This is a genomic window from Yersinia canariae (assembly GCF_009831415.1).
Classification (GTDB): Bacteria; Pseudomonadota; Gammaproteobacteria; order Enterobacterales; family Enterobacteriaceae; genus Yersinia; species Yersinia canariae.
Genome location: NZ_CP043727.1, coordinates 760261 through 786799 on the forward strand (window position 1 = coordinate 760261; position 26539 = coordinate 786799).

Here is a 26539-nt window from a genome sequence, read left to right on the forward strand (position 1 = left end):
AAAGTATTTTTTTTTCATCTGCCCCCTTGATGCTGCGTTTCCTGGCCCCATCTTATTCCCAACCGCAGGGACTAATCACGAATCAGCGGAAGCATGCGTCAGTAGAATGCTGGGTATGAAAACATTGATTATGAAAATACGGGCAGTTGAAATTAAACAATTCGCCCACATATAGATTAGTAACTTGACCGAATATGACTTTTTAGTGGAGGCGTTTTAGATGGGTAAAATTATTGGTATCGACTTGGGTACTACCAACTCTTGTGTAGCAATTATGGATGGTACTAAAGCACGTGTGCTGGAAAACAGCGAAGGCGATCGCACAACGCCTTCTATCATCGCGTATACCCAAGATGGTGAAACTCTGGTTGGTCAACCGGCTAAGCGTCAGGCTGTCACTAACCCACAAAATACACTGTTTGCCATCAAGCGTTTGATTGGTCGTCGTTTTCAGGACGAAGAAGCACAGCGTGATAAAGACATCATGCCGTACAAAATTGTTGCAGCAGACAATGGTGACGCTTGGTTAGAAGTTAAAGGCCAGAAAATTGCACCGCCGCAGATCTCTGCTGAAGTGCTGAAGAAAATGAAGAAAACGGCTGAAGATTATCTGGGTGAGCCAGTAACTGAAGCGGTTATTACTGTACCTGCATACTTCAACGATGCTCAGCGTCAGGCAACTAAAGATGCTGGCCGTATCGCAGGTCTGGAAGTAAAACGTATCATCAACGAACCAACCGCAGCAGCATTGGCTTACGGTTTGGATAAAGAAGTCGGTAACCGTACTATCGCGGTTTATGACCTCGGTGGTGGTACTTTCGATATCTCAATTATCGAAATCGACGAAGTTGATGGCGAAAAAACCTTTGAAGTTCTGGCGACCAACGGTGATACCCACTTGGGTGGTGAAGACTTCGATAGCCGCCTGATCAACTATCTGGTTGAAGAGTTCAAGAAAGACCAGGGTATGGATCTGCGTACTGATCCACTGGCAATGCAGCGTCTGAAAGAAGCCGCTGAAAAAGCTAAAATCGAGCTGTCTTCTGCTCAGCAGACTGATGTTAACTTGCCGTACATCACAGCTGATGGTAGCGGTCCAAAACACATGAACATCAAAGTGACTCGCGCAAAATTGGAGTCACTGGTAGAAGATTTGGTAAACCGTTCTATTGAACCACTGAAAGTGGCTCTGCAGGACGCTGGCCTGTCTGTTTCCGATATCCAGGACGTAATCTTGGTGGGTGGTCAGACTCGTATGCCAATGGTTCAGAAGAAAGTTGCTGATTTCTTCGGTAAAGAACCACGTAAAGACGTTAACCCAGATGAAGCTGTAGCGATTGGTGCGGCAGTGCAGGGTGGTGTTCTGTCTGGTGAAGTGAAAGACGTTCTGCTGTTGGACGTCACTCCACTGTCACTGGGTATTGAAACCATGGGTGGTGTGATGACTCCGCTTATCACCAAAAACACCACTATCCCAACTAAGCACAGCCAGGTGTTCTCTACTGCGGAAGACAACCAGTCTGCGGTAACCATCCATGTGCTTCAGGGTGAACGTAAACGTGCTCAGGATAACAAGTCTCTGGGTCAGTTCAATCTGGACGGTATCCAGGCGGCACCTCGCGGCATGGCGCAAATCGAAGTGACCTTTGATATTGACGCCGATGGTATTTTGCATGTGTCTGCTAAAGACAAAAATACAGGTCGTGAGCAGAAGATCACCATCAAAGCATCTTCTGGTTTGAACGAGGAAGAGATCCAGAAAATGGTACGCGATGCTGAAGCAAACGCTGAAGCAGACCGTAAGTTTGAAGAGCTGGTTCAGACTCGTAACCAAGCTGACCATCTGATTCACGGGACTCGTAAACAGTTGGAAGAAGCAGGTGATAAACTGCCAGCTGAAGACAAAGCTACAATCGAAGATGCAGTGAAAGCACTTGAAGCTGCGCTGAAAAGCGAAGATAAAGCTGAAATTGAAGCGAAAACTCAGGCTCTGGTGCAGGTTTCTGGCAAGTTGCTGGAAATGGCTCAACAGCAGCAAGCTGCCGCAGGCGGTGATGCTGGTGATACCAGTGCCAAGAAAGAAGACGACGTCGTAGACGCCGAATTCGAAGAAGTGAAAGACAAAAAATAATCGCCCTTAAGCGGGCACAGCAGTAGTAGGCCTTACTGTTGCTGGAAACCAGCACGGGCGTCGAGGAAACTCTACGCCCGTGCACGCATGTTAAGGGTAGGAAAAAAAGAGAATGGCGAAGAGAGATTATTACGAGGTTTTAGGTGTCAGTAAGGGCGCCGATGAACGTGAAATCAAAAAGGCCTATAAACGCCTGGCAGTAAAGTATCACCCGGACCGTAATCAGGACGAGAACGATACCGGTGAAAATTTCAAAGAAGTTAAGGAAGCTTACGAAATTCTGACCGACCCACAAAAACGCGCAGCATATGATCAATATGGTCATGCAGCCTTTGAACAAGGTGGCATGGGCGGCGGCGGTTTTGGTGGCGGTGGTGCAGACTTTAGCGATATTTTTGGTGATGTTTTCGGTGATATCTTTGGTGGTGGCCGTCGTCAAAGGGCCTCCCGGGGTTCAGATCTGCGCTACAACATGGATCTGACGCTGGAAGAAGCTGTCCGGGGTGTGACCAAAGAAATCCGTATTCCGACGCTAAATGAATGTGATGTTTGCCACGGTAGCGGTGCTAAACCCGGCAGTTCTCCGGTGACTTGTTCGACTTGCCGTGGGGCAGGTCAGGTACATATGCGCCAAGGATTCTTCACCGTACAGCAGGCATGTCCTACCTGTCATGGCAGCGGTCAAATTATTAAAGACCCGTGCAATAAATGTCATGGGCATGGTCGTGTTGAGAAATCAAAAACTCTGTCGGTTAAAATTCCGGCGGGTGTTGATACCGGTGACCGCATCCGTTTAAGTGGTGAAGGTGAAGCTGGTGAACATGGCGCACCTGCGGGTGATTTATATGTTCAAGTCCAGGTTAAAGCGCATCCAATCTTTGAGCGTGAAGGCAACAATCTGTATTGTGAAGTGCCAATTAACTTTGCAATGGCAGCCTTGGGCGGCGAGATTGAAGTACCGACACTGGATGGCCGCGTTAAGTTGAAAGTGCCAGCGGAAACACAAACCGGCAAATTGTTCCGTATGCGTGGTAAAGGGGTTAAATCTGTTCGTGGTGGTAGCCAGGGCGACCTGCTGTGCCGTGTTGTCGTCGAGACGCCGGTCCACTTGAGTGAAAAACAGAAGCAATTACTGCGCGAACTGGAAGAAAGTTTTGTTGGCGCGGCGGGTGAGAAAAACAGCCCCCGTTCTAAAAGCTTTCTAGACGGCGTGAAAAAATTCTTTGATGATCTAACCCGCTAGTCACTGTTTAGCTGTTAACCAGCTAATAAAACAGATGAAAATTAAAATCCTCGATAAACATCGGGGATTTTTTTCATCATCAGATATAGCAATATGTGATGTAGATTATCAATGAATCGGTTTTTCCGAGCATTTCTTGCTATAAAAACGACTTTTCTCGAGTTAATGGTTGTCCTAAAATTTATGAATTGATTTACCGAGCACAAGCTCACTGTCCGATGTAAGGAGTTATTCATTGTGACAAACATGATTCGTCAATTTTTGCGCCAAGAGGCTGCGGGTGGGCTGATTTTAATCTTTGCCGCCATCGTGGCCTTATTTATGGCTAACACCCCGCTACAAGGGTTTTATCAATCTTTTCTTGATGTGCCGGTATCTGTAAAAATAGCGTCACTGGACATCAGTAAGCCGCTGTTGTTGTGGATCAATGATGGTCTAATGGCGATATTCTTCCTGGTCGTCGGCTTGGAAGTTAAGCGCGAATTAATGGAAGGCTCACTAGCTGGGCGTGATAAAGCTGTTTTCCCGGCGATTGCTGCCCTCGGCGGTATGTTGGCTCCGGCCTTGATTTATTTACTCTTTAATGGGGCCGATGAAGTTACCCGTCAAGGTTGGGCAATTCCAGCGGCAACGGACATTGCCTTTGCATTGGGTGTGATGGCATTACTGGGAAACCGGGTTCCAACCAGTCTGAAAGTGTTTTTGCTGGCACTGGCGATCATTGATGACTTGGGTGTCATCATTATTATTGCGCTGTTTTATACCCATGAGGTTTCCTTGCCGGCCTTGGGGATCGCGGCCGCGGCCATTGCATTATTGGGCTATATGAACTGGCGTGGGGTAGGGAAAACATCGGCCTATCTGTTGGTCGGGTTGGTACTGTGGGTCTGTATTCTTAAATCTGGGGTGCATGCGACCTTAGCGGGTGTCATTGTCGGCTTTATGATTCCGCTTCACACTAAAGATAAACGGTCGCCATCAGAATCACTGGAACATGGTTTGCATCCATGGGTTGCCTACTTGATTCTGCCACTCTTCGCATTTGCTAATGCGGGGGTATCGTTGCAAGGCGTTTCACTCTCTGGATTGACATCGTTACTGCCTCTGGGGATTGCGAGCGGCCTGTTTATTGGTAAACCACTCGGCATTTTCCTGTTTAGTTGGCTAGCGGTTAAGTTAGGGGTTGCTAAACTGCCAGATGCAATCAACTTTAAGCAGATTTTTGCTGTGTCCGTGTTGTGCGGCATTGGTTTCACGATGTCGATATTTATCGCTTCACTGGCATTTGACGGCGCAGATATTGCTCTGACAACCTACTCAAAATTGGGCATATTGCTGGGCTCCACGACCGCAGCCATTGTTGGCTACAGCTTATTGCGCATGGCCTTACCGGCGAAGAGAAAAGTAACTCATTGATTAATATTTGAATGGCCAGCACCGTTCGCAAAGGTGCTGGCATTCTACCTGATGGATTTCTAGGCTTACCATTTGTGAAGTCTCAGAACAAGGAACGTTTAGTCGTGCATGGGGCCATATACACCCTAAATAATTCGAGTTGCAGAAAGGCGGCAAACGAATAAATCCCGACGAGTTGGCAGTGGTCAATGAGTTGGGTGAGAGAGTGCCGCTAACGCACATGTAGCTTGAAGTATGACGGGCATATCTGGCTCGACGATATGTTAAGGAGATAACAACATGCGAATATCACATATCAATTTCAATCATCTTTATTATTTTTGGCAGGTTTGTAAAGAAGGCTCCGTCGTGGGGGCTGCTGAAGCTTTATTTTTGACGCCGCAAACCATTACCGGGCAAATTAAAGCATTAGAAGAACGTCTGGGCGGGAAATTATTTAAACGCCAGGGGCGTGGGCTGGTGCCATCAGAGTTAGGGCAATTGGTCTTTCGCTATGCCGATAAGATGTTCATGCTCAGTCATGAAATGCTGGATATTGTTAACTATCGCAAAGAATCTAACTTGCTATTTGATGTCGGCGTCGCTGATGCATTATCCAAGCGCTTAGTGAGTCAGGTGCTGGAAACTGCCGTAGTGGATCATGAAAAAATCCATTTACGCTGTTTTGAATCGACCCATGAAATGCTACTGGAGCAGTTGAGCCAGCATAAGCTGGATATGATTCTGTCTGATTGTCCGGTTGATTCCAGTCAGCAAGAAGGGCTGTTTTCTGTAAAGCTCGGCGAATGCAGTGTCAGCTTTTATTGTCGCCAGCCTGTCCCGGACTTGCCTTTCCCCGCTTGTTTGCAACAAAAGCGGTTGTTAGTCCCTGGTCGCCGTTCAATGTTGGGGCGCAAATTATTAAATTGGATTAACAGCAAAGGGTTACAGGTGGAAATCCTCGGTGAATTTGATGATGCGGCGTTAATGAAAGCGTTTGCTATCTATAACAACGCCATTTTTGTAGCACCGACACTGTATGCCGCAGATACCTATGCGAAAGATGATGAAATTGTCGAAATTGGCCGTTTAGATAATGTGCAGGAAGAGTATTACGTTATTTTTGCCGAGCGTATGATTCAACATCCAGCGGTGCAGCGGGTATGTAACAAAGATTTTTCTGCGCTTTTTAGCGGTTAGACAAATTGATTCGAGCCGTAAATGGCACCGCCATCAACTATCCATGGCCGAGATGAATTTTGCGATTTGATGAGCCAGCCAAATTTTAGATATAAAAAAACCGGCCTAGGCCGGTCTTTTTACTAAGCAGCCAACGTAATGCAATTACTGCATTGCGTTGATTTGCGCGACCAAATTTGACTTATGGCGTGCTGCTTTATTTTTGTGGATCAGACCTTTACAGGACTGACGATCCACAATTGGTTGCATCTCATTAAATGCTTTTTGCGCTGCGTCTTTATCGCCAGCTGCGATTGCCGCATACACCTTCTTAATGAAGGTACGCACCATTGAGCGACGGCTAGCGTTATGCTTGCGGCGTTTCTCAGACTGTACGGCGCGTTTCTTAGCTGATTTGATATTAGCCAAGGTCCAACTCCCAAATATATTCTATTGAGGACAATTCAAAGGCCGAGGAATATGCCCTTTTAGCCTTCGTTTGTCAATGGATTTGTGCAAATAAGCGCCGTTTGTACGGGCGGCACTTGCTACGTTGTGATGGAGCGGGATTTTACCAGCTTCGCGCTGCGGAATACAGTCTTTCGAAAGAAAATTCCACAGTTCACTGCCTCGAAGGGATTCGACGGTGGTTCTTGTAAAAATCTCAGCCTGCTTCTGTATTCGACGGCGTGCGTATTCTACAGGATAAAGTCAGTAAAAGGGATTTTACCTGCGCAATTTTGGTAAAATGGTATGACTTTCAGCTAAAGGTACCAATCGCGGGTTAACCTTAACCGCTGTACAAGGTATAATCCGGCGATTTCCACTGTTTTGAGCCAGCTATGGAGCTAATTCGCGGTATACATAATATCCGGGCACGCCACCATGGTTGCGTGCTAACTATCGGTAACTTTGATGGTGTCCATCGCGGACATCAAGCCTTATTGGAGCAGCTAAAGCGCGAAGGTCGGCGTTTGGGGCTGCCCGTTATGGTAATGATATTTGAACCGCAACCACTGGAATTGTTTGCAGCGGATAAAGCACCGGCTCGATTAACACGTTTACGTGATAAAGCCAGATATTTGGCTGACGCCGGTGTTGACTATTTATTGTGCATTAAATTTGATCCGCGTTTTGCAGCGATGACTGCGCAAGCTTTCGTTGCTCAGTTGCTGGTAGAGAAGTTGGGTGTTAAGTTTTTAACTGTTGGCGATGATTTCCGCTTTGGCGCAGGGCGTCAGGGGGATTTTCAGCTATTACAGCAAGCGGGTGCTGAATTTGGTTTTGATGTGATAAGCACCGACAGCTTTTGTGATGGTGGTCTGCGCATTAGCAGCACAGCGATTCGTCAGGTACTTTCTGATGATGATTTGGTGTTGGCTGAAACACTGCTGGGTCACCCGTATAGTATTTCTGGCCGAGTGGTTCACGGTGACGAACTGGGGCGGACGATAGGCTTCCCCACGGCGAATTTGCCGTTAAAACGTTTAGTTGCTCCAGTAAAAGGAGTGTATGCGGTTGATGTTTATGGCCTGAGTCCAAAGCCATTGCCCGGGGTTGCCAATATTGGCACTCGGCCGACCGTTGCTGGTATTCGCCAGCAGCTAGAGGTTCATCTGCTTGATGTAACTATGGATCTTTATGGGCGCCATATTGATGTGGTGCTTCGCGCGAAACTGCGCAATGAACAGCGTTTTGCTTCGCTCGATGCTTTGAAGCAGCAAATCGCCAATGATGTGGTGACGGCCCGAACATTTTTCGGGCTAAAGACACCGGTTTAATATTTCTAGCCGAAACGGAACCGAGAATCTAATGAGTGACTACAAGAATACCCTGAATCTGCCTGAAACAGGGTTCCCGATGCGCGGCGATCTGGCTAAGCGTGAACCTGACATGCTGAAACGTTGGTATGAGCAGGATCTGTACGGGATTATTCGTACGGCCAAGAAGGGTAAAAAGACCTTTATTTTGCACGACGGCCCTCCTTATGCGAACGGCAACATTCACATTGGTCACTCTGTTAACAAAATTCTCAAAGATATTATTGTTAAATCGAAAGGAATGGCTGGCTACGACTCACCTTATATACCAGGTTGGGATTGCCACGGTCTGCCGATCGAGCTAAAAGTTGAACAATTAATTGGTAAGCCGGGCGAAAAAGTCAGTGCCGCGGAGTTCCGTGCTGCCTGTCGTAAATATGCTGCTGAGCAGGTTGAAGGCCAGAAGAAAGATTTCATCCGTCTGGGGGTCTTGGGCGATTGGGACCATCCTTACCTGACGATGGATTTCAAAACTGAAGCCAATATCATTCGTGCATTAAGCAAAATCATCGATAACGGCCATCTGCACAAAGGCGCGAAACCAGTGCACTGGTGTACGGACTGTGGTTCATCATTGGCTGAAGCTGAAGTCGAATATTATGACAAAACCTCACCTTCTATTGATGTGCGTTTTAACGCGGTTGATACGGCCGCCGTTGCCGCTAAATTTGATGTGTCGGCGGTTAATGGCCCGGTTTCACTGGTTATCTGGACGACCACTCCGTGGACCTTGCCGGCGAACCGCGCCATTTCACTGAATGCCGAATACATTTATCAGCTGGTGCAAGTGGAAGGTGAATGCTTGATTTTGGCCGCTGATTTGGTCGAAAGCGTGATGAAACGCGTCGGTATTACCGAATGGACGATATTGGGCAACTGTAAAGGTGCTGATCTCGAACTGTTGCGTTTCAGCCATCCGTTTATGGGCTTTGATGTTCCGGCGATTTTAGGTGACCACGTTACACTGGATGCCGGTACCGGCGCGGTTCATACCGCACCTGGTCATGGCCCGGATGACTTTGTTATTGGTCAAAAATACGGTTTGGAAGTTGCCAATCCGGTTGGCCCGAACGGCTGCTATCTGACGGGGACTTACCCAACGTTGGACGGCATGTTTGTGTTTAAAGCTAACGATGTGATTGTTGAGCTACTGCGTGAAAAAGGCGCATTGCTGAAAGTTGAAAAACTGGTCCACAGCTACCCATGCTGTTGGCGTCACAAAACACCAATTATCTTCCGTGCTACGCCGCAATGGTTCATTAGTATGGATCAAAAAGGCCTGCGTAAGCAGTCTCTGGAAGAGATCAAAGGCGTGCAGTGGATCCCGGATTGGGGCCAGGCGCGTATTGAGACTATGGTGGCAAACCGCCCAGACTGGTGCATTTCACGCCAACGTACTTGGGGTGTGCCAATGTCTCTGTTTGTCCATAAAGAGACTGAAATGCTTCATCCGCGCAGCACTGAGTTGATGGAAGAAGTTGCCAAACGTGTCGAGCAAGACGGTATTCAGGCGTGGTGGGATCTGGACCCTGCTGAAATTTTAGGTGCTGATGCCGCTGATTACGTCAAAGTGCCAGACACTCTGGACGTATGGTTTGACTCCGGTTCAACTCATTCGTCGGTGGTCGACGTCCGCCCAGAATTTGGTGGTCATAGCCCGGATATGTATCTGGAAGGTTCTGACCAACACCGCGGCTGGTTTATGTCTTCATTGATGATTTCTACCGCGATGAAGGGCAAAGCGCCTTATCGTCAGGTGCTGACTCATGGTTTCACCGTTGATGGTCAGGGGCGCAAAATGTCCAAATCCATCGGTAATACCATCAGCCCGCAAGATGTGATGAATAAACTGGGTGGCGACATCTTGCGTCTGTGGGTAGCATCTACCGATTACACGGGCGAAATTGCTGTTTCTGACGAAATTCTGAAACGCTCAGCTGACTCTTACCGCCGTATCCGAAATACTGCGCGCTTCTTGCTGGCTAACCTTAATGGCTTCGATCCTGCATTGCATCAGGTCGATCCAGAAAATATGGTCGTAGTAGACCGCTGGGCTGTGGGCCGCGCTCAAGCCGCGCAAGCCGAGATTATGGAAGCGTACGAAAATTACGATTTCCACTTGGTGGTGCAGCGCTTGATGCAGTTCTGTTCGGTTGAGATGGGGTCTTTCTACCTCGATATCATTAAAGACCGCCAGTACACCGCGAAAGGCGATAGCATAGCCCGCCGCAGCTGCCAAACTGCATTGTTCCATATTGCCGAAGCATTAGTTCGCTGGATGGCACCAATCATGTCATTCACCGCAGACGAAATCTGGAATCAACTGCCAGGCGAACGTCCGCAATATGTCTTCACTGAAGAGTGGTATGACGGTCTGTTTGGGTTGGCAGGCGATGAGAGTATGAACGATACTTTCTGGGCCGAGCTGTTGAAAGTCCGTGGCGAAGTGAACAAAGTCTTAGAGCAAGCGCGTAGCGACAAGCGTATTGGTGGTTCACTGGAGGCAGCCGTGACTCTGTTTGCTACTCCTGAACTGGCCGCTCGCCTAAATAGCCTGCAAGATGAGCTGCGTTTTGTATTGCTGACGTCAGCTGCGAAAGTTGCAGATTATGCCGACGCGGGTGATGACGCACAGCAAAGTGAGCTGATTTCTGGGCTGAAGATTACCTTTAATAAAGCTGATGGTGAGAAGTGTCCGCGTTGCTGGCATTACACACAAGACATTGGTTTGGTAGCGGAACATGCTGAACTGTGCGGCCGCTGTGTCACTAACGTTGCCGGAGACGGTGAAGAGCGTAAGTACGCCTGATGAGTAAACCTATTTGTTCGACCGGATTGCGCTGGTTATGGCTGGCTGTGCTGGTGGTGATTGTGGATCTCGGGAGCAAACAGTGGGTTATGGCCCACTTTGCCCTGTACGAGTCCGTGCCACTGATTCCTTTTTTCAACCTGACCTATGCGCAGAATTTTGGCGCGGCATTTAGCTTTCTTGCCGATAAAAGTGGCTGGCAGCGTTGGTTCTTTGCAGGGATAGCTATCGGTATTTCAGTTCTATTGATGGTGCTGATGTATCGGTCTACTGCCAAGCAACGTCTGCTAAATTGCGCTTATGCTCTGATTATCGGTGGGGCATTAGGTAACTTATTTGATCGTATGGTGCATGGCGCGGTGATCGACTTTATCGATTTTCACGTCAACAACTGGCATTTCCCGACATTCAACATCGCCGATACAGCCATCTGTATCGGTGCTGCGCTGGTGATATTTGAAGGCTTTTTAAGTCCGGCTGAAAAAACGGCAATGCATAAAGGTGAGTGATATGTCAGAACATGTACAAGGCCATCAAGTACAAGACTATTTTGTACAAGAGAGTAGTGCTGTATTGGTGCATTTCACTTTGAAACTGGAGGATGGCTCAACAGCTGAGTCTACCCATATTCATGGGAAACCTGCGCTATTCCGGTTAGGTGATAACAGCCTTTCCGATGCGCTGGAGCAACAGTTGATAGGCCTGAAAGTGGGTGATAAACACACTTTTACCTTGCAGCCTGAAGATGCATTTGGCTTGGAAAGTCCTGATTTGATTCAGTACTTCACTCAGCGCGATTTTGCTCAAACCGGTGTACCGGATGCGGGCACGATTATGCTGTTTACCACCCGTGATGGCAGTGAAATGCCGGGCGTGGTGCGCGAAGTGGCAGAAGAGTCCATTACTGTTGATTTTAATCACCCGTTGGCTGGGCATATCGTCAGCTTTGATATTGAAGTGCTGGAGATTGACCCCCAACAGGAGGCTCCGCATGCAGATATTGCTGGCTAATCCACGCGGCTTTTGTGCCGGAGTTGATCGGGCTATCAGTATTGTTGAACGCGCGATCGAGATGTATGGTGCGCCAATCTATGTGCGCCATGAAGTGGTGCACAACCGCTATGTGGTTGAGAGTCTGCGGGAACGCGGCGCTATTTTTATCGAGGATATCTCTGAGGTGCCGGATGGCTCCATTTTGATTTTCTCGGCCCATGGCGTGTCACAAGCTGTTCGTGCAGAAGCCCGCGCGCGCGAGTTGACGATGTTGTTTGATGCCACGTGCCCATTGGTTACCAAAGTCCATATGGAAGTTGCTCGTGCCAGTCGTAAAGGGAAAGAAGCCATCCTGATAGGCCATGCCGGCCATCCGGAAGTGGAAGGCACCATGGGGCAATACAATAATCCCAAAGGGGGTATGTATTTGGTCGAGTCACCTGATGATGTTTGGAAACTGAATGTTAAAGACGAGAATAATCTCTGTTTTATGACTCAGACCACTTTGTCAGTTGATGATACTGCCGCAGTGATTGACGCTTTACACAAACGGTTCCCGAAGATTATCGGCCCACGTAAAGATGATATTTGCTATGCCACAACCAACCGGCAAGAAGCGGTAAGGAATTTGGCAAATGATGCTGATGTTGTCTTGGTGGTTGGCTCGAAAAACTCATCCAACTCGAACCGCTTGGCTGAACTTGCACAGAGAATGGGGACATCGGCTTATCTAATTGATTCTGCGGCTGATATCCAAGAGTCATGGCTAGAAAATGCGGAGTGCATTGGCGTCACTGCTGGTGCCTCTGCACCGGATATTCTGGTGCAGCAAGTGATTGCTCGCTTGCAAGCCCTCGGCGCGGGTGGGTCTATAGAACTGCGTGGCCGTGAAGAAAGTATCGTTTTTGAAGTTCCCAAAGAATTACGTGTTGAGGTTAAGCAGATCGATTGATCTCCGGCACCTATTCGTAACTCTATTAAGCAGCCCTAAGTGGCTGCTTTTTTTACGGATATATCTCGCCAGCACTGCATGAATATGCGAAATATCCACAGGATGCCAGATGAAGTGTTACCGAGTATTTTACCCTAAATAATTAAGTGGTTTCACTGATGAAAATGGGCGTATATCATTTTTTTCTAATACAAATTAAATAGGCTGGCAGAGTCCATGGCGGACGGCTAATCTGAACCCTTGTCAGGGTAGATGACACAATATTGGGAGAACTAATGACTGATTCAACAATTCGTATTGCCGTTGTCGGCGCGGGCGGCCGTATGGGCCGGCAGCTTATCCAGGCAATTACACAGACCAAAGGTGTTGTGCTGGGGGCTGCTGTTGAGCGCGTGGGTTCCACGTTAGTGGGAAGTGATGCCGGTGAACTGGCCGGAACGGGGTTGCTAAATATCACAGTCAGTGATGACTTATCCAAAGTAACTGATCATTTTGATGTGTTGATCGACTTTACTCGCCCAGAGGGCACATTGGAACATTTAGCTATTTGCCGCAAACATCGTAAAGCCATGGTTATTGGTACCACGGGTTTTGATGATGCTGGCAAAGCCGCTATCAGTGCCGCCGCATCGGATATTGGCATTGTGTTCGCCGCTAACTTCAGTGTTGGGGTCAATGTGGTGCTTAAGTTGCTGGAGAAGGCCGCCAAAGTAATGGGTGATTACACTGATATTGAAATTATTGAAGCCCATCATCGCTATAAAGTTGATGCGCCATCCGGGACGGCATTGGCGATGGGCGAGGCGATAGCGGAATCTTTGGGTCGGTCACTGAAAGATTGTGCCGTTTATAGCCGCGAAGGCCACACCGGAGAACGCCAACCGGGCACTATCGGTTTCGCCACTGTGCGCGCAGGCGATATTGTCGGGGAGCATACGGCGATGTTCGCTGATATTGGCGAGCGAGTTGAAATTACGCACAAAGCCACCAGTCGCATGACTTTTGCCAATGGGGCAGTTAAATCTGCTATATGGCTCTCTGACCGCGATAATGGGTTGTTTGATATGCGCGATGTATTGAATTTGAATGAACTTTAAAGGTGTAAAGCACAACCCGTGATGTGGTTGTTTTTATCATAATCATATGATAACAGGACAATATTTTATTGTCCTTTTTTATTAAAATGATAAATAACACGTTTGATCGACATTTTTTATTTTATTGCCAGTTTTGTGATGTTTTGTCTCTATTTTTGGTCTTTTATTCTCTCCGCTATGTATCAGAACTCATTTTCATCACGCCAGAACGATTTTTTTCAGTCACGCACTCTCGCAACCGTTTACTATGTTAAGTTAGCATGTGTTTTTACCGCTATAATCCGCTCATTTTAATGAAAACGGTAAAAAACAGAGAAAAAATGGCACTTTGGCTAGACAAGAGCGTCACTCATCATTAAAATGCGCCCAATTTGCCAAAAATTAGCTTTGAGGGCGGTTTTTGCATTGATTTAGGTCGCTAGATATGAATTAATATGCAGATAATGTGACTGTTTATTCCTTGGAGGATGTTTTGATTAAGTCAGCGCTATTGGTTCTCGAAGACGGAACCCAATTTCACGGTCGGGCCATCGGGGCAGAGGGTACGGCAGTGGGGGAAGTGGTCTTCAATACGTCGATGACCGGTTATCAAGAAATCCTCACTGATCCTTCCTACTCCCGCCAGATCGTCACTCTTACTTATCCTCATATCGGCAATGTCGGCACCAATGCCTCCGATGAAGAATCCTCCGCAGTACACGCCCAAGGTCTTGTTATTCGCGACCTGCCACTGATTGCCAGTAACTACCGTAATGAAGAAGGCTTAGCTGAGTATCTCAAACGCCATAATATTGTCGCGATTGCGGATATCGATACGCGTAAGTTGACACGGTTACTGCGCGAGAAAGGCGCTCAAAACGGCTGCATTATTGTGGGTGATTTGTCTGATGCTGCATTGGCGCTGGAAAAAGCAAAAGCATTCCCGGGATTAAAAGGGATGGATTTGGCCAAAGAAGTGACCACCAAAGAGGCTTACCACTGGTTGCAAGGCAGTTGGACTCTGGAAGGGGACTTACCTGCGGCGAAGCAACCTGAAGACTTACCATTCCATGTTGTTGCTTATGACTACGGTGTAAAGCGCAATATTCTGCGCATGCTGGTTGACAGAGGTTGCCGTCTGACTGTTGTACCGGCACAGACCCCGGCGGAAGATGTTCTGAAGTTAAATCCTGATGGTATTTTCTTGTCCAACGGCCCTGGGGACCCTGAGCCATGTGATTATGCTATCGCGGCGATTAAACGCTTCCTGGACACCGACATTCCGGTATTTGGTATCTGTCTAGGTCACCAATTGCTGGCACTGGCGAGCGGCGCAAAAACGGTAAAAATGAAGTTCGGCCACCATGGTGGCAACCATCCGGTAAAAGACTTGGATGCCAATTGCGTGATGATCACCGCGCAGAACCACGGTTTTGCGGTTGATGAAACTTCATTGCCCTCTAACCTGCGTACCACACACGTTTCTTTATTCGATGGTTCCTTACAAGGGATTCACCGTACCGATAAAGCAGCTTTCAGTTTCCAGGGTCACCCTGAAGCCAGCCCTGGGCCGCATGATGCCGCCCCGCTGTTTGATCACTTTATCGAGCTGATTGAAGCTTATCGCGCGACCGCTAGCCACACCAATAAATAATCAGGAGCGAATACCATGCCAAAACGTACAGATATAAAAAGCATCCTGATTTTGGGCGCAGGCCCAATTGTTATCGGCCAGGCTTGTGAGTTTGACTATTCCGGTGCCCAGGCTTGTAAGGCACTGCGTGAAGAGGGTTACCGCGTTATTCTGGTGAACTCTAACCCCGCGACTATCATGACTGACCCAGAGATGGCAGATGCGACTTATATCGAGCCGATTCACTGGGAAGTGGTGCGCAAAATCATTGAAAAAGAGCGCCCAGATGCAGTATTGCCAACCATGGGCGGCCAAACTGCGCTGAACTGCGCATTAGAATTGGAACGTCAGGGGGTTTTGGCTGAGTTCGGTGTCACCATGATTGGTGCAACCGCTGATGCCATTGACAAAGCCGAAGACCGCCGTCGCTTTGATATCGCGATGAAGAAAATTGGCCTGGATACCGCCCGTTCGGGTATCGCACATAATATGGAAGAAGCGCTGGCTGTTGCGGCTGATGTCGGCTTCCCGTGCATTATCCGCCCATCCTTTACCATGGGTGGCACTGGCGGCGGTATCGCGTATAACCGCGAAGAGTTTGAAGAAATCTGCGAGCGCGGCCTGGATTTATCGCCAACCAAAGAATTGCTTATCGATGAGTCACTGATTGGTTGGAAAGAGTATGAAATGGAAGTTGTCCGCGATAAAAACGACAACTGCATCATTGTCTGCTCTATCGAGAATTTCGATGCCATGGGCATCCATACCGGTGACTCCATTACCGTTGCCCCGGCGCAGACCCTGACTGACAAAGAATACCAAATCATGCGTAATGCCTCGATGGCAGTATTGCGTGAAATCGGTGTAGAAACCGGTGGTTCCAACGTGCAATTCTCGGTTAACCCGAAAAACGGCCGTTTGATCGTGATTGAAATGAACCCACGTGTATCCCGCTCTTCTGCTCTGGCGTCTAAAGCTACCGGCTTCCCGATTGCCAAGATTGCGGCCAAGTTAGCGGTGGGTTATACGCTGGATGAGTTGATGAATGACATCACCGGCGGCCGCACTCCGGCTTCCTTCGAGCCATCCATTGACTATGTGGTCACCAAAATCCCACGTTTTAACTTCGAAAAATTTGCCGGTAGCAATGACCGCCTGACAACTCAGATGAAATCTGTCGGTGAAGTGATGGCTATTGGCCGCACTCAGCAAGAGTCATTGCAAAAAGCACTGCGCGGTCTGGAAGTTGGCGTGACGGGTTTTGATCCTAAAGTCAGCCTCGATGATCCTGAAGCGCTGACCAAAATTCGCCGCGAATTGAAAGAAGCTGGTTCTGATCGTATCTGGTATATCGCTGATGCATTCCGTGCCGGTATGTCGGTTGATGGCGTCTTTAATCTGACCAACGTTGACCGCTGGTTCCTAGTGCAGATTGAAGAACTGGTTCGTCTGGAAGAGAGCGTGGCGGAATGTGGTATCAACAGCCTGACGGCAGAGTTCATGCGGCACTTGAAACGTAAAGGCTTTGCTGATGCCCGTCTGGCAAAATTGGTCGGTGCGGCTGAAAGCGAAGTGCGCAAGCTACGTTATAAATATGGTTTGCACCCGGTTTATAAGCGCGTTGATACCTGTGCGGCCGAATTCTCTACCGATACTGCCTACATGTACTCGACCTACGAGGAAGAGTGTGAGTCCAACCCAACCAGCGACCGCCCAAAAATCATGGTGCTGGGTGGCGGGCCGAACCGTATTGGTCAAGGGATTGAGTTCGACTACTGCTGTGTGCATGCGTCTCTGGCACTGCGTGAAGACGGTTATGAAACCATCATGGTGAACTGTAACCCTGAAACGGTTTCTACTGACTACGATACCTCTGACCGCCTCTACTTTGAGTCAGTCACACTGGAAGATGTACTGGAAATCGTCCGCATCGAGAAACCGCAAGGTGTTATCGTGCAGTACGGTGGACAGACGCCATTGAAATTGGCACGTGAGTTGGAAGCCGCCGGTGTACCGATTATCGGCACCAGCCCGGATGCTATTGACCGCGCCGAAGACCGCGAGCGTTTCCAGCAGGCAGTAAACCGTCTGGGCTTGAAGCAGCCAGCTAACGCCACAGTAGCGACTATCGAGCAAGCCGTTGAAAAAGCGACGGGTTTGGGTTATCCGCTGGTGGTGCGCCCATCTTATGTATTGGGTGGCCGCGCAATGGAAATCGTTTATGACGAAGTTGACCTGCGCCGTTACTTCCAAAATGCTGTTAGTGTGTCAAATGATGCGCCAGTGTTGCTCGACCGCTTCCTTGATGATGCGGTAGAAGTGGATGTGGATGCCATTTGTGACGGTGAGCGCGTGTTAATCGGCGGCATTATGGAGCACATTGAGCAAGCCGGGGTTCACTCCGGTGACTCAGCATGTTCATTGCCAGCCTACACCCTGAGCAAGGAAATTCAGGATGTTATGCGCCAGCAAGTGGAAAAACTGGCCTTTGAGCTTTGTGTCCGCGGCTTGATGAATGTGCAGTTTGCCGTGAAGAATAACGAAGTTTACCTGATTGAAGTTAACCCACGAGCTGCTCGTACGGTGCCATTCGTGTCTAAAGCAACCAGCATGCCATTGGCGAAAATTGCCGCGCGTGTGATGGTGGGGCAGACATTAGCGCAGCAGGGTATTCTGGAAGAGATTATTCCCCCTTACTACTCAGTAAAAGAAGTGGTATTGCCATTCAATAAATTCCCAGGGGTTGATCCGATTTTAGGGCCAGAAATGCGCTCTACCGGTGAAGTCATGGGGGTTGGCCGCACTTTCGCAGAAGCTTTCTCGAAAGCCATGTTGGGCAGTCAGTCCGGCATGAAAAAGAGTGGCCGTGCGCTGTTATCTGTTCGCGAGGGTGATAAGCATCGGGTGGTTGATCTGGCCGCGAAATTGCTGAAACAGGGTTTTGAACTGGATGCCACACACGGTACTGCGGTGGTGTTGGGTGAGGCCGGAATAAATCCACGCCTGGTCAATAAGGTGCATGAAGGCCGCCCGCATATTCAGGACCGTATCAAAAATGGTGAATACACTTATATTGTGAATACCACGGCAGGGCGTCAGGCGATTGAAGACTCCAAACTGATCCGCCGTAGTGCTTTGCAATATAAGGTGCATTACGACACGACCTTGAATGGCGGCTTTGCGACAGCAATGGCATTGAATGCTGACCCAACCGATCAAGTGATTTCAGTACAAGAGATGCATGCCAAGATTAAGAATATGAAAGGTTAGTTTTGGTTGTAAATAATAGGGCGATGGAAACATCGCCCTTTTTTATGCTCGCTATTAAGTGAATTGCGGCTTTTAACCACAAGAACAGTATTATTCATAAACAATAATATTGTTCATAAACAACATTGGTGAAGATCAATGTTACGGCTAACACTTATGTAGATAGTGGATGGCAGTTGAAATAGTTAATAGCAAGTAGAGTCAGCTCAGCGCGACTTTGATACCCAAGCCAATCAACAGGCCGCCGAGTAATTTATCGACAACTTTTTGCGCTTTCGCCAAACCACGGCGCACAGGTGCACTTTGAATCAGAATAACCAGCAAAGGCCACCAGATAACGGCCAGTACCCAGATGATTGAGGCGTACCACAGTTTTTCACCCACGCCGGAGTTAATCTGTAATATTTGTGTGAAAACGGCGAGGAAGAAGAGAGTCGCTTTGGGATTCAATAAGTTGCAAAGGTATCCCTGCAAGAAGGCGGCTTTCAGTGAAATGGGGGATTGTGTGGCGTTATCGATGCTGAGTTTACTTTCTCCGCGCGACAGCAGTGCCTGAATACCAATCCATATCAAATAGCAGGCACCGGCATACTTCAGAAAATTGAACAGCCAGGGCGTGGTGGTGATAACTACCGCCAGACCCGCCACGCAGTAAGACATATGTGTAGCAACGCCCAAAATTACGCCGAGCGCGGTCATCATTGCTGCGGGGCGGCGATAGCGGGCGGCGTTTTTAATCACCAAAAAGAAATCGGGGCCGGGGGAGAGCATCCCCAACGTAGCAATTGTCGCGACAAATAAAGAGGTTTCAAGCATAAGGATTACCGAGTGAAAGTGGTGCTGTTTGACGATAATAGCGCCACTGAGGTTTCCCTGCATTTATCTTTTACTCTTTTGACGGATAGTGATGCACGAATATGAGCTTGGATAATGTAATAAGTAGTGAGGCACCGGATCAGAAGCAGCGCGAAATTACACGGTTGTGTATTAAATGTGCGTTGCTGCTACTGCAACACGGGGCAGAAAGTATGCTGGTGGAGCAATTATCCGCCCGTCTTGGTATGGCGTTGGGAATGGACAGTGTTGAAAGCTCCATCTCCGCAAATGCTGTGGTGTTAACCACCATCAGCCAAGGCAATTGCCTGACATCCACCCGCAAGAATATTGACCGGGGTATCAATATGCATGTCGTGACGGAGGTGCAGCATATTGTGATTATGGTGGAACATCATTTGTTAGATATAAAAGATGTGGAAAAACGCTTTGAGCATATTAAGCCGATGCGTTATCCGCGCTGGTTAGTTGTGGTGATGGTTGCTTTATCATGTGGCTGTTTTAGCAAGTTAAATGGTGGCGGTTGGGATGCATTTACTATCACTTTCTTAGCCAGCGGATTGGCGATGTTTGTGCGCCAAAGTTTAACGGCTCGCCATATGAACCCGCTGATTAACTTCTGTATCACGGCGTTTGTCGCGACATCCGTTTCGGGGTTATTGATGCGTTTGCCATTTTTCCAAGAGGCTTCCAGTGTGGCAATGGCCGCTAGCGTGTTGCTGTTAGTTCCCGGATTCCCGCTAATAAATGCGGTCGCCGATATGTTTAAAGGGCATGTTAATACTGGCCTTGCTCGCTGGGCAATGGCGAGTTTATTAACGCTATCAACCTGTATTGGGGTGATATTCGCAATGGCGATGTGGGGATTGCGGGGGTGGTGATGAGTTTACTCTGGGCATTATTGCAAGACATGGTGTTGGCTGCTATTCCGGCGCTGGGTTTTGCTATGGTATTTAATGTGCCGGTGCGGGCACTACGCTATTGTGCATTGCTGGGCGCCGTCGGACATGGTTCGCGCATGTTGATGATTCATTTTGGTATGGATATCGAACCCGCTTCATTACTCGCTTCAATCATGATCGGGATGATTGGGATTAATTGGTCACGCTGGTTGCTGGCACATCCGAAAGTATTCACTGTTGCCGCTGTTATTCCTATGTTTCCGGGAATTTCTGCCTATACCGCGATGATATCGGTAGTGGAAATTTCTCATTTGGGCTACAGCGAGGCTTTAATGTCCACGATGATGACCAACTTCTTAAAAGCATCATTTATTGTTGGTGCGTTGTCGATTGGTTTATCCTTGCCAGGATTATGGTTATATCGCAAACATCCTGGTGTATAAGGTTTTTTTCTTTCCTGTTTTTCTGGCCGGGCTAGGAGCCGTCTTATATGTGTGATTAGCCTGCTTATCGCTATCGACGCTGGATTCGGCTTTACGTATAGTGTCAGCAATTTTTCGGCACTGGCTCTTGCAGCCTACAGGGTTTAATAATGATTATCAGCCTGATCGCTGCATTGGCAGCGGATCGCGTGATTGGTATGGAAAACGCCATGCCATGGCACTTACCGGCTGATTTGGCGTGGTTCAAACGTAACACGTTAAATAAACCGGTAATAATGGGTCGTAAGACTTTCGAATCTATTGGTCGCCCTCTGCCAGGGCGGTTGAATATTGTGATTAGTAGCCAACCGGGCACTGATGACCGAGTGACATGGGCAACTTCTATTGATGATGCACTTGCTTTAGCGGGTGATGTGGAGGAAGTGATGGTTATGGGCGGTGGGCGTGTCTACAAGCAGTTCTTAGACCGGGCTAACCGCATGTATCTCACTCACATTGATGCTGAAGTTGGGGGCGATACTCACTTCCCAGATTATGAGCCAGATGAATGGGAAAGTATTTTTAGTGAGTTCCATGATGCAGACGAGGCTAATTCGCACAGTTATTGTTTCGAGATTTTGGAACGACGCTAAAAGTGAGTTAATATATTCTCGTATTGAACTTTAAAAGCCCATTTTTATGGGCTTTTTTGTTATTTTAAATAAATGACATGTTAGTTAATAGTATTGCACTATTATTTTTGGAGGTTTTTCACTACCCATTTCAAATGCTACGCTCTGCTCTCGTTGGATTTTCACAGAAAGTCACTCTAGGTTACGGATATTATCAATGAGGTATGAGATGGAGAAAATAAATAATATAGCAATTTCTTGTTTGCTCTTATTATCACCTATGGCTTCTGCACTAGAAATAACAGCCTGTCCGGAGTCGAATGAGATTCATCGGGTGCTGAGTGCTTATGTATCAGATAATCAGCGTTGGTATGGAACTGCGCAAGGTGGTGAAAATAAAGGTAATACAGTTCGTTTTCTTCAGGCATTTTACTCTCCACATGGCATACATGACCGGGCGCTTGGCACATTAGTACAATGCAGCTATCAGCTTGATGCCGGTATTTTGCAAATGAAATTAAGAGATAACAAAGTGCTGGTTAATAACGGATTATATATTTCTATAGTAGATAAACCCGCTTGGGTTAAAAATGAAGATACAGCACCTTACGCGAGTTATACTTGTCGTGCAGATAATGCTAAAAACTGCGGATTTAATCGTGTTTCCGATGCCACCATTGCCGCGATTACGTCTGACATTCCGGTTCTTTTACCTAAAAAAGCCACTGCTAATTGATGTCTGATACAGTATTTCTACTCTTGTGTAAGTAGATGATTTATTAATGTAGTAAAATTAAAGGCGCATTATGAATATGCGCCTTTAAGATGATTATTGTATTTTACAGATAATTAGGGGGATCGTCTGATGTTTCAGCTACGCCATCAACGGTATTTATTTCTGCTTCAACTTTGAAGGCCGGTTGTGTGAAATAACGTTTATCCTCCCAGCGGAGTAGCGTTAAATTGCCACCCCAGCAACAACCCGTATCCAGCCCGTAAATCCCTTCGGGGACACCTTTTCCTTCCAGTGATGCCCAGTGACCAAAGATGATTGAATATTCGGGGCTGACCAGCCTCGGTAGCTCAAACCAGGGTTTAAGGGGGGCCGGGGCATTCTCTGGTGTGTCTTTGCAGATCATATCCAGTTGCCCATTTGGGAAGCAAAAACGCATGCGAGTCAATGCATTAGTGCTAAAACGCAAACGTGCTAACCCCATCAATTCTGGTGACCAGTTGTTGGGCATATCACCGTACATTGCATCAAGGAAAAGTGGGTAGGTGTCGCTGCTTAAGACGGCCTCGACTTCACGGGCGCACATCTGAGCAGTCTCGATATCCCATTGAGGGGTGATACCGGCGTGAGCCATAATTAACTTCAGCTCATCATCAACCTGCAAAACCGGTTGGCGGCGTAGCCAATTAATCAGTTCGTCAGCATCAGGTGCTTCAAGTAGCGGCGTAATGCGGTCTTTGGGCTTATTACGACTAATGCCAGCATAAACTGCCAGTAAATGCAGGTCATGGTTACCCAGAACCATACGAACGGCAGGCCCTAATGAGCGAACATAACGTAAAACATCCAGTGAAGCCGGGCCGCGGGCAACTAAATCACCGGTCAGCCACAAGGTATCCTGCTGTGGATCAAAGTTCACCTGCGCTAATAGTGCAAGTAATTCATCGAGGCAGCCATGAACATCGCCAATAAGGTAAGTAGACATAGTTGAGGTCAGGTTAATGGATAAGTGCTGGAATCGCTAAACGGAACACCGGAATCACAGTACGGAAAGACTGACCAAGATGATCAACCATCTCATAATGCCCTTCCATGGTACCCAGCGGTGTTTCTAGAACAGCGCCGCTGGTGTATTGGAACTCGTTACCTGGCAGGATTAGCGGCTGCTCGCCGATAACCCCTTCGCCCTGAACTTCTGTCTGCCGGCCATTACTATTGGTGATTAACCAATAGCGGCCCATAAGTTGCACATTTGAACGGCCCAAATTACGAATCGTCACGGTATAGGCAAAGACGAAACGCTCCTCGTCTGGTATCGATTGGGTTTCAATATAGATACTTTGCACCTGTACACAAACGCGGGGCTGTTCAATCATAATGTGCTCCTGCTTATTCTTGCGGTGTCGATTGAGCTGAAAGCCAGTTAGCCAGCTTACAGTATTGCGCTACCGAAATATTCTCTGCCCGAAGTATTGGGTCAATACCTAATTCGATTAACTGCTCTGGAGTGAATAGGTCACCCAAGCTGTTACGCACGGTTTTTCTGCGTTGGTTAAAGGCTTGTGTCGTAATGCGGCTAAGCATACGAACATCACCCACACGATTCGACATTTGGACGTGAGGGATCAGGCGCACGACAGCAGAATCCACTTTCGGGGCTGGGGTAAACGCAGTTGGCGGCACTTCCAGCACAGGGATGACGTTGCAATAGTATTGCGCCATGACAGTCAGGCGACCATAAGCTTTACTGTTAGGCCCAGCAACCAAGCGGTTAACCACTTCTTTTTGTAACATGAAATGCATGTCACGTATCGCATCAGTATAGCTGAAAAGATGGAACATCAGCGGGGTTGAGATGTTGTATGGCAAGTTACCAAACACCCGCAATGGCTGCCCAGCGCGCTCGGCCAACTCAGAAAAATTGATTTTCATCGCATCTTCTTGATGAATGGTGAGCTTGTCTTTCAACTGAGGATGGCTGGCCAGACGCGCGGCTAAGTCGCGGTCCAACTCGATGACCGTCATGTGATCCATTCGGGCGGCTACGGGCTCAGTTAATGCACCTAAACCGGGGCCAATCTCAACAACCGCTTCCCCTGGAACCGGATGGATAGCGGATACAATGCTGTCGATGACAAACTGATCGTTTAAAAAGTTTTGTCCAAAGCGTTTGCGGGCAAAGTGCCCTTGGTGGACTCTATTATTCATTGCTGTTATTTATCATTTTAATGGCTAAGTTTAATGCCGTAATGAAACTGCCGACATCGGCAGAACCGGTTGCGGCGAGTTCTAAAGCGGTACCGTGATCCACAGATGTGCGGATAAAAGGTAACCCGAGAGTGATATTCACCGCCCGACCAAACCCTTGATATTTCAACACCGGCAGCCCTTGGTCATGGTACATGGCGAGAACAGCATCTGCATGTTGCAGATATTTGGGTTGAAATAATGTGTCTGCGGGAAGTGGGCCGATAAGGTTTATCCCCTGCTGACGCAGAGCATCGAGCGCAGGAATTATCGTATCGATCTCTTCATGGCCCATATGACCACCTTCACCCGCATGAGGATTAAGCCCGCACACATAAATCTGTGGTTGGCTAATGCCAAATTTGGTTTTCAGGTCATTATCAAGAATAGTAATGACCTCGTGAAGGCTAGCCTGTGTTATGGCGCCAGGCACCGCCAGTAAAGGCAAGTGAGTGGTTGCTAGCGCTACGCGCAGCTCTTCTGTTGCCAACATCATCACGACCCGTGGGCAGTGGCTGCGGTCAGCAAAGAACTCGGTATGCCCAATAAAAGGGATACCTGCATCATTGATAATGCTTTTTTGCACTGGGCCGGTGACCAATGCGGCAAATTCACCACTGATGGCACCATCACAGGCTTTAGCCAGTGTCTCCACCACATAGCGGCTGTTTTGAATATCAAGCTGGCCGGGGATCACCTCAGTGGCTATTTTTACGGGCAAAATAGTCAGTGTTCCTGCACGCTGCGCTAATGCAGGCTTATCTTGCTGATATTCGCGTAGCTGTAATGGCAGATTAAGTTGGCTGGCACGAGCAAGGAGTATGGCCGGATCAGCGCACACCACTAACTCAACAGGCCAATCCTGCTGCGCTAAGGCGACGACTAAATCCGGACCCACCCCGGCAGGTTCGCCGGGGGTGATAACAATACGATTATTGTGGCTTTGCATCACTACCATCAAGAATTTTCACATAAGCTGCGGCGCGTTGCTCTTGCATCCAAGTTTGAGCTTCTTCTGCAAACTTACGGCTAAAGAGCATACGGTACGCCCGATCTTTCTGCGCTGCATCAGTTTTGTCTACCTGACGGGTATCAACAACCTGAATTAAATGCCAGCCGAAAGAGGAATGAACCGGCGCGCTGATTTCGCCTTTTTGCAGCTTCATTAGCGCATCGCGGAATGCGGGATCATAAATATCTGGTGATGCCCAACCCAAGTCACCACCTTGCACAGCAGAACCTGGGTCCTGAGAAATTTCTTTGGCGATGTTGGCGAAGCTGGATTTCCCGCTCTTAATCTCAGCCGCCGCCGCCGTTAACTTGGCACGGGCCTGATCATCAGTCATTAGCGGTGATGGTTTCAGCAAAATATGACGGGCATGGACTTCAGTAACTGAAATGGTTTTATCCGCACCGCGGATATCATTGACCTTCAGAATATGGAAGCCAACACCGGAGCGGATTGGGCCGACAACATCACCTTTGTTAGCTGACTGTAGTTTTTCAGCAAACAAAGAAGGCAGTTCCTGCAGTTTTCCCCAACCCATTTGGCCGCCTTTCAGCGCCTGTGAATCAGCGGAGTTGGCGATAGCCAATTTACCAAAATCAGCGCCGCCTTTAATATCGGAAACTAATTTGTTAGCCAGATCTTCAGCCTGATCAACCTGTTGTTGAGACGGGTTTTCTGGCAGAGGGATCAGAATGTGGCTGAGGTTCAGTTCTGCATCACCGCTGGTTTGGTTGCCAATTTGCTTGGCTAACGACTCAACTTCTTGCGGCAGAATAGTAATACGGCGGCGCACTTCATTGTTACGCACTTCTGACGTCAGCATTTCTTTGCGGATCTGCTCGCGGTAGGTGTCGTAATTGAGGCCATCGGCAGCTAAACGGCTACGCATTTGCGCTGATGTCATTCGATTTTGCGCAGCGATATCAGCAATGGCTTTATCCAGCGCTTCGTCACTGATGGTGATCCCCATCTTCTTGGCCATCTGCAATTGGATATTATCCATGATCAGGCGCTCAAGAATTTGATGACGCAATGTCGCATCATCCGGAACTTGTTGTCCAGCTTGCTGCGCATTCAGTTTCACTGATTGTAACAGGCCGTCGACATCACTTTGTAGAACTACGCCGTTATCAACCACAGCGGCAACTTTATCAACTTCTTGTGGTGCTGCGAACGCGGTATTGGCACAGACAACCAATCCGAGAATAAGCGTTCTCCAGTTCTTCATACCTTTTCCATTTATGTAATCCGCTTTCGCG

The 26539-nt window shown here is 48.1% G+C and carries 23 protein-coding genes; 16 read left to right on the forward strand and 7 right to left on the reverse strand.

Going from position 1 to position 26539, the window contains the following annotated elements; all coding sequences use genetic code 11:
• The first annotated feature begins 220 nt into the window (after positions 1-220).
• The 4 genes from dnaK to nhaR all read left to right on the forward strand — a co-directional run bounded on the left by dnaK (position 221) and on the right by nhaR (position 5969).
• Complete coding sequence (gene dnaK / locus F0T03_RS03590) at positions 221-2131, forward strand: molecular chaperone DnaK (protein ID WP_145556773.1); 1911 nt, start codon at positions 221-223, stop codon at positions 2129-2131.
• 112 nt (positions 2132-2243) lie between these two features.
• Complete coding sequence (dnaJ, locus tag F0T03_RS03595) at positions 2244-3374, forward strand: molecular chaperone DnaJ (protein ID WP_145556775.1); 1131 nt, start codon at positions 2244-2246, stop codon at positions 3372-3374.
• A gap of 237 nt (positions 3375-3611) precedes the next feature.
• Positions 3612-4790, forward strand: coding sequence for a Na+/H+ antiporter NhaA (gene nhaA / locus F0T03_RS03600; RefSeq protein ID WP_159677245.1), 1179 nt, complete (start codon positions 3612-3614; stop codon positions 4788-4790).
• Between the two features lie 279 nt (positions 4791-5069).
• The gene (gene nhaR / locus F0T03_RS03605; RefSeq protein WP_145556779.1) at positions 5070-5969 is read left to right on the forward strand and encodes a transcriptional activator NhaR; all 900 of its coding nucleotides are present in this window, start codon (positions 5070-5072) and stop codon (positions 5967-5969) included.
• A 144-nt stretch (positions 5970-6113) separates the two neighbouring features.
• Here nhaR and rpsT read toward each other — a convergent pair whose 3' ends face one another.
• Positions 6114-6377, reverse strand: a complete 264-nt coding sequence (rpsT, locus tag F0T03_RS03610; protein ID WP_002220715.1) for a 30S ribosomal protein S20 — start codon at positions 6375-6377, stop codon at positions 6114-6116.
• A gap of 413 nt (positions 6378-6790) precedes the next feature.
• Here rpsT and ribF point away from each other — a divergent pair, with 413 nt between their 5' ends.
• The 8 genes from ribF (at position 6791) to carB (ending at position 18501) form a co-directional block, all read left to right on the forward strand.
• Positions 6791-7729 carry a bifunctional riboflavin kinase/FAD synthetase gene (gene ribF / locus F0T03_RS03625; RefSeq protein ID WP_159677246.1) on the forward strand — a complete coding sequence of 313 codons (939 nt, stop codon included), beginning with the start codon at positions 6791-6793 and terminating at the stop codon, positions 7727-7729.
• A gap of 31 nt (positions 7730-7760) precedes the next feature.
• Positions 7761-10577 carry an isoleucine--tRNA ligase gene (ileS, locus tag F0T03_RS03630; protein WP_159677247.1) on the forward strand — a complete coding sequence of 939 codons (2817 nt, stop codon included), beginning with the start codon at positions 7761-7763 and terminating at the stop codon, positions 10575-10577.
• Complete coding sequence (gene lspA / locus F0T03_RS03635) at positions 10577-11086, forward strand: signal peptidase II (protein WP_145556782.1); 510 nt, start codon at positions 10577-10579, stop codon at positions 11084-11086. The genes ileS and lspA overlap by 1 nt, the downstream gene beginning before the upstream one ends.
• 1 nt (position 11087) lies before the next feature.
• Positions 11088-11588, forward strand: a complete 501-nt coding sequence (gene fkpB, locus F0T03_RS03640; protein WP_145556783.1) for an FKBP-type peptidyl-prolyl cis-trans isomerase — start codon at positions 11088-11090, stop codon at positions 11586-11588.
• Positions 11569-12522, forward strand: coding sequence for a 4-hydroxy-3-methylbut-2-enyl diphosphate reductase (gene ispH / locus F0T03_RS03645; RefSeq protein WP_145556784.1), 954 nt, complete (start codon positions 11569-11571; stop codon positions 12520-12522). Before fkpB ends, ispH begins: the two co-directional genes overlap by 20 nt.
• Before the next feature lie 275 nt (positions 12523-12797).
• Positions 12798-13619, forward strand: a complete 822-nt coding sequence (dapB, locus tag F0T03_RS03650) for a 4-hydroxy-tetrahydrodipicolinate reductase (protein ID WP_145556785.1) — start codon at positions 12798-12800, stop codon at positions 13617-13619.
• A 472-nt stretch (positions 13620-14091) separates the two neighbouring features.
• Positions 14092-15252, forward strand: a complete 1161-nt coding sequence (carA, locus tag F0T03_RS03655) for a glutamine-hydrolyzing carbamoyl-phosphate synthase small subunit (RefSeq protein ID WP_159680655.1) — start codon at positions 14092-14094, stop codon at positions 15250-15252.
• Positions 15253-15267: 15 nt separating this feature from the next.
• On the forward strand, positions 15268-18501 hold the full coding sequence (gene carB / locus F0T03_RS03660; protein ID WP_159677248.1) for a carbamoyl-phosphate synthase large subunit: 3234 nt from the start codon (positions 15268-15270) through the stop codon (positions 18499-18501).
• Positions 18502-18702: 201 nt separating this feature from the next.
• On the opposite strand, the gene F0T03_RS03665 is transcribed toward carB, so the two are convergent.
• The gene (locus tag F0T03_RS03665) at positions 18703-19317 is read right to left on the reverse strand and encodes a LysE family transporter (protein ID WP_145556798.1); all 615 of its coding nucleotides are present in this window, start codon (positions 19315-19317) and stop codon (positions 18703-18705) included.
• Between the two features lie 101 nt (positions 19318-19418).
• On the opposite strand from F0T03_RS03665, the gene F0T03_RS03670 reads away from it, so the two are divergent.
• The 4 genes from F0T03_RS03670 to F0T03_RS03685 all read left to right on the forward strand — a co-directional run bounded on the left by F0T03_RS03670 (position 19419) and on the right by F0T03_RS03685 (position 22027).
• A complete protein-coding gene (locus F0T03_RS03670; protein WP_145556787.1) occupies positions 19419-20216 on the forward strand; it encodes a threonine/serine exporter family protein in 798 nt (265 codons plus the stop codon).
• Positions 20216-20680, forward strand: a complete 465-nt coding sequence (locus tag F0T03_RS03675) for a threonine/serine exporter (RefSeq protein ID WP_162526865.1) — start codon at positions 20216-20218, stop codon at positions 20678-20680. The genes F0T03_RS03670 and F0T03_RS03675 overlap by 1 nt, the downstream gene beginning before the upstream one ends.
• 152 nt (positions 20681-20832) lie before the next feature.
• Entirely contained in the window at positions 20833-21312 is a 480-nt protein-coding gene (folA, locus tag F0T03_RS03680; protein ID WP_208787106.1) for a type 3 dihydrofolate reductase, read from the forward strand.
• Positions 21313-21520: 208 nt separating this feature from the next.
• A complete protein-coding gene (locus F0T03_RS03685) occupies positions 21521-22027 on the forward strand; it encodes a DUF3757 domain-containing protein (RefSeq protein ID WP_159677251.1) in 507 nt (168 codons plus the stop codon).
• 103 nt (positions 22028-22130) lie between these two features.
• On the opposite strand, the gene apaH is transcribed toward F0T03_RS03685, so the two are convergent.
• Genes apaH through surA form a run of 5 tightly spaced genes read right to left on the reverse strand, consistent with a single transcriptional unit; the run spans position 22131 to position 26508 of the window.
• Positions 22131-23009 carry a bis(5'-nucleosyl)-tetraphosphatase (symmetrical) ApaH gene (gene apaH / locus F0T03_RS03690; RefSeq protein ID WP_145556791.1) on the reverse strand — a complete coding sequence of 293 codons (879 nt, stop codon included), beginning with the start codon at positions 23007-23009 and terminating at the stop codon, positions 22131-22133.
• A 13-nt stretch (positions 23010-23022) separates the two neighbouring features.
• Positions 23023-23400 carry a Co2+/Mg2+ efflux protein ApaG gene (apaG, locus tag F0T03_RS03695; RefSeq protein WP_145556792.1) on the reverse strand — a complete coding sequence of 126 codons (378 nt, stop codon included), beginning with the start codon at positions 23398-23400 and terminating at the stop codon, positions 23023-23025.
• A 13-nt stretch (positions 23401-23413) separates the two neighbouring features.
• Positions 23414-24232: a 16S rRNA (adenine(1518)-N(6)/adenine(1519)-N(6))-dimethyltransferase RsmA gene (rsmA, locus tag F0T03_RS03700; RefSeq protein ID WP_145556793.1), complete on the reverse strand. Its 819-nt coding sequence runs from the start codon at positions 24230-24232 to the stop codon at positions 23414-23416.
• Complete coding sequence (gene pdxA, locus F0T03_RS03705) at positions 24225-25220, reverse strand: 4-hydroxythreonine-4-phosphate dehydrogenase PdxA (RefSeq protein WP_145556799.1); 996 nt, start codon at positions 25218-25220, stop codon at positions 24225-24227. Before pdxA ends, rsmA begins: the two co-directional genes overlap by 8 nt.
• Positions 25204-26508 (reverse strand): peptidylprolyl isomerase SurA, encoded by a 1305-nt coding sequence (gene surA, locus F0T03_RS03710; protein ID WP_145562112.1) that lies wholly within the window; start codon positions 26506-26508, stop codon positions 25204-25206. Before surA ends, pdxA begins: the two co-directional genes overlap by 17 nt.
• Between the last annotated feature and the right edge of the window lie 31 nt (positions 26509-26539).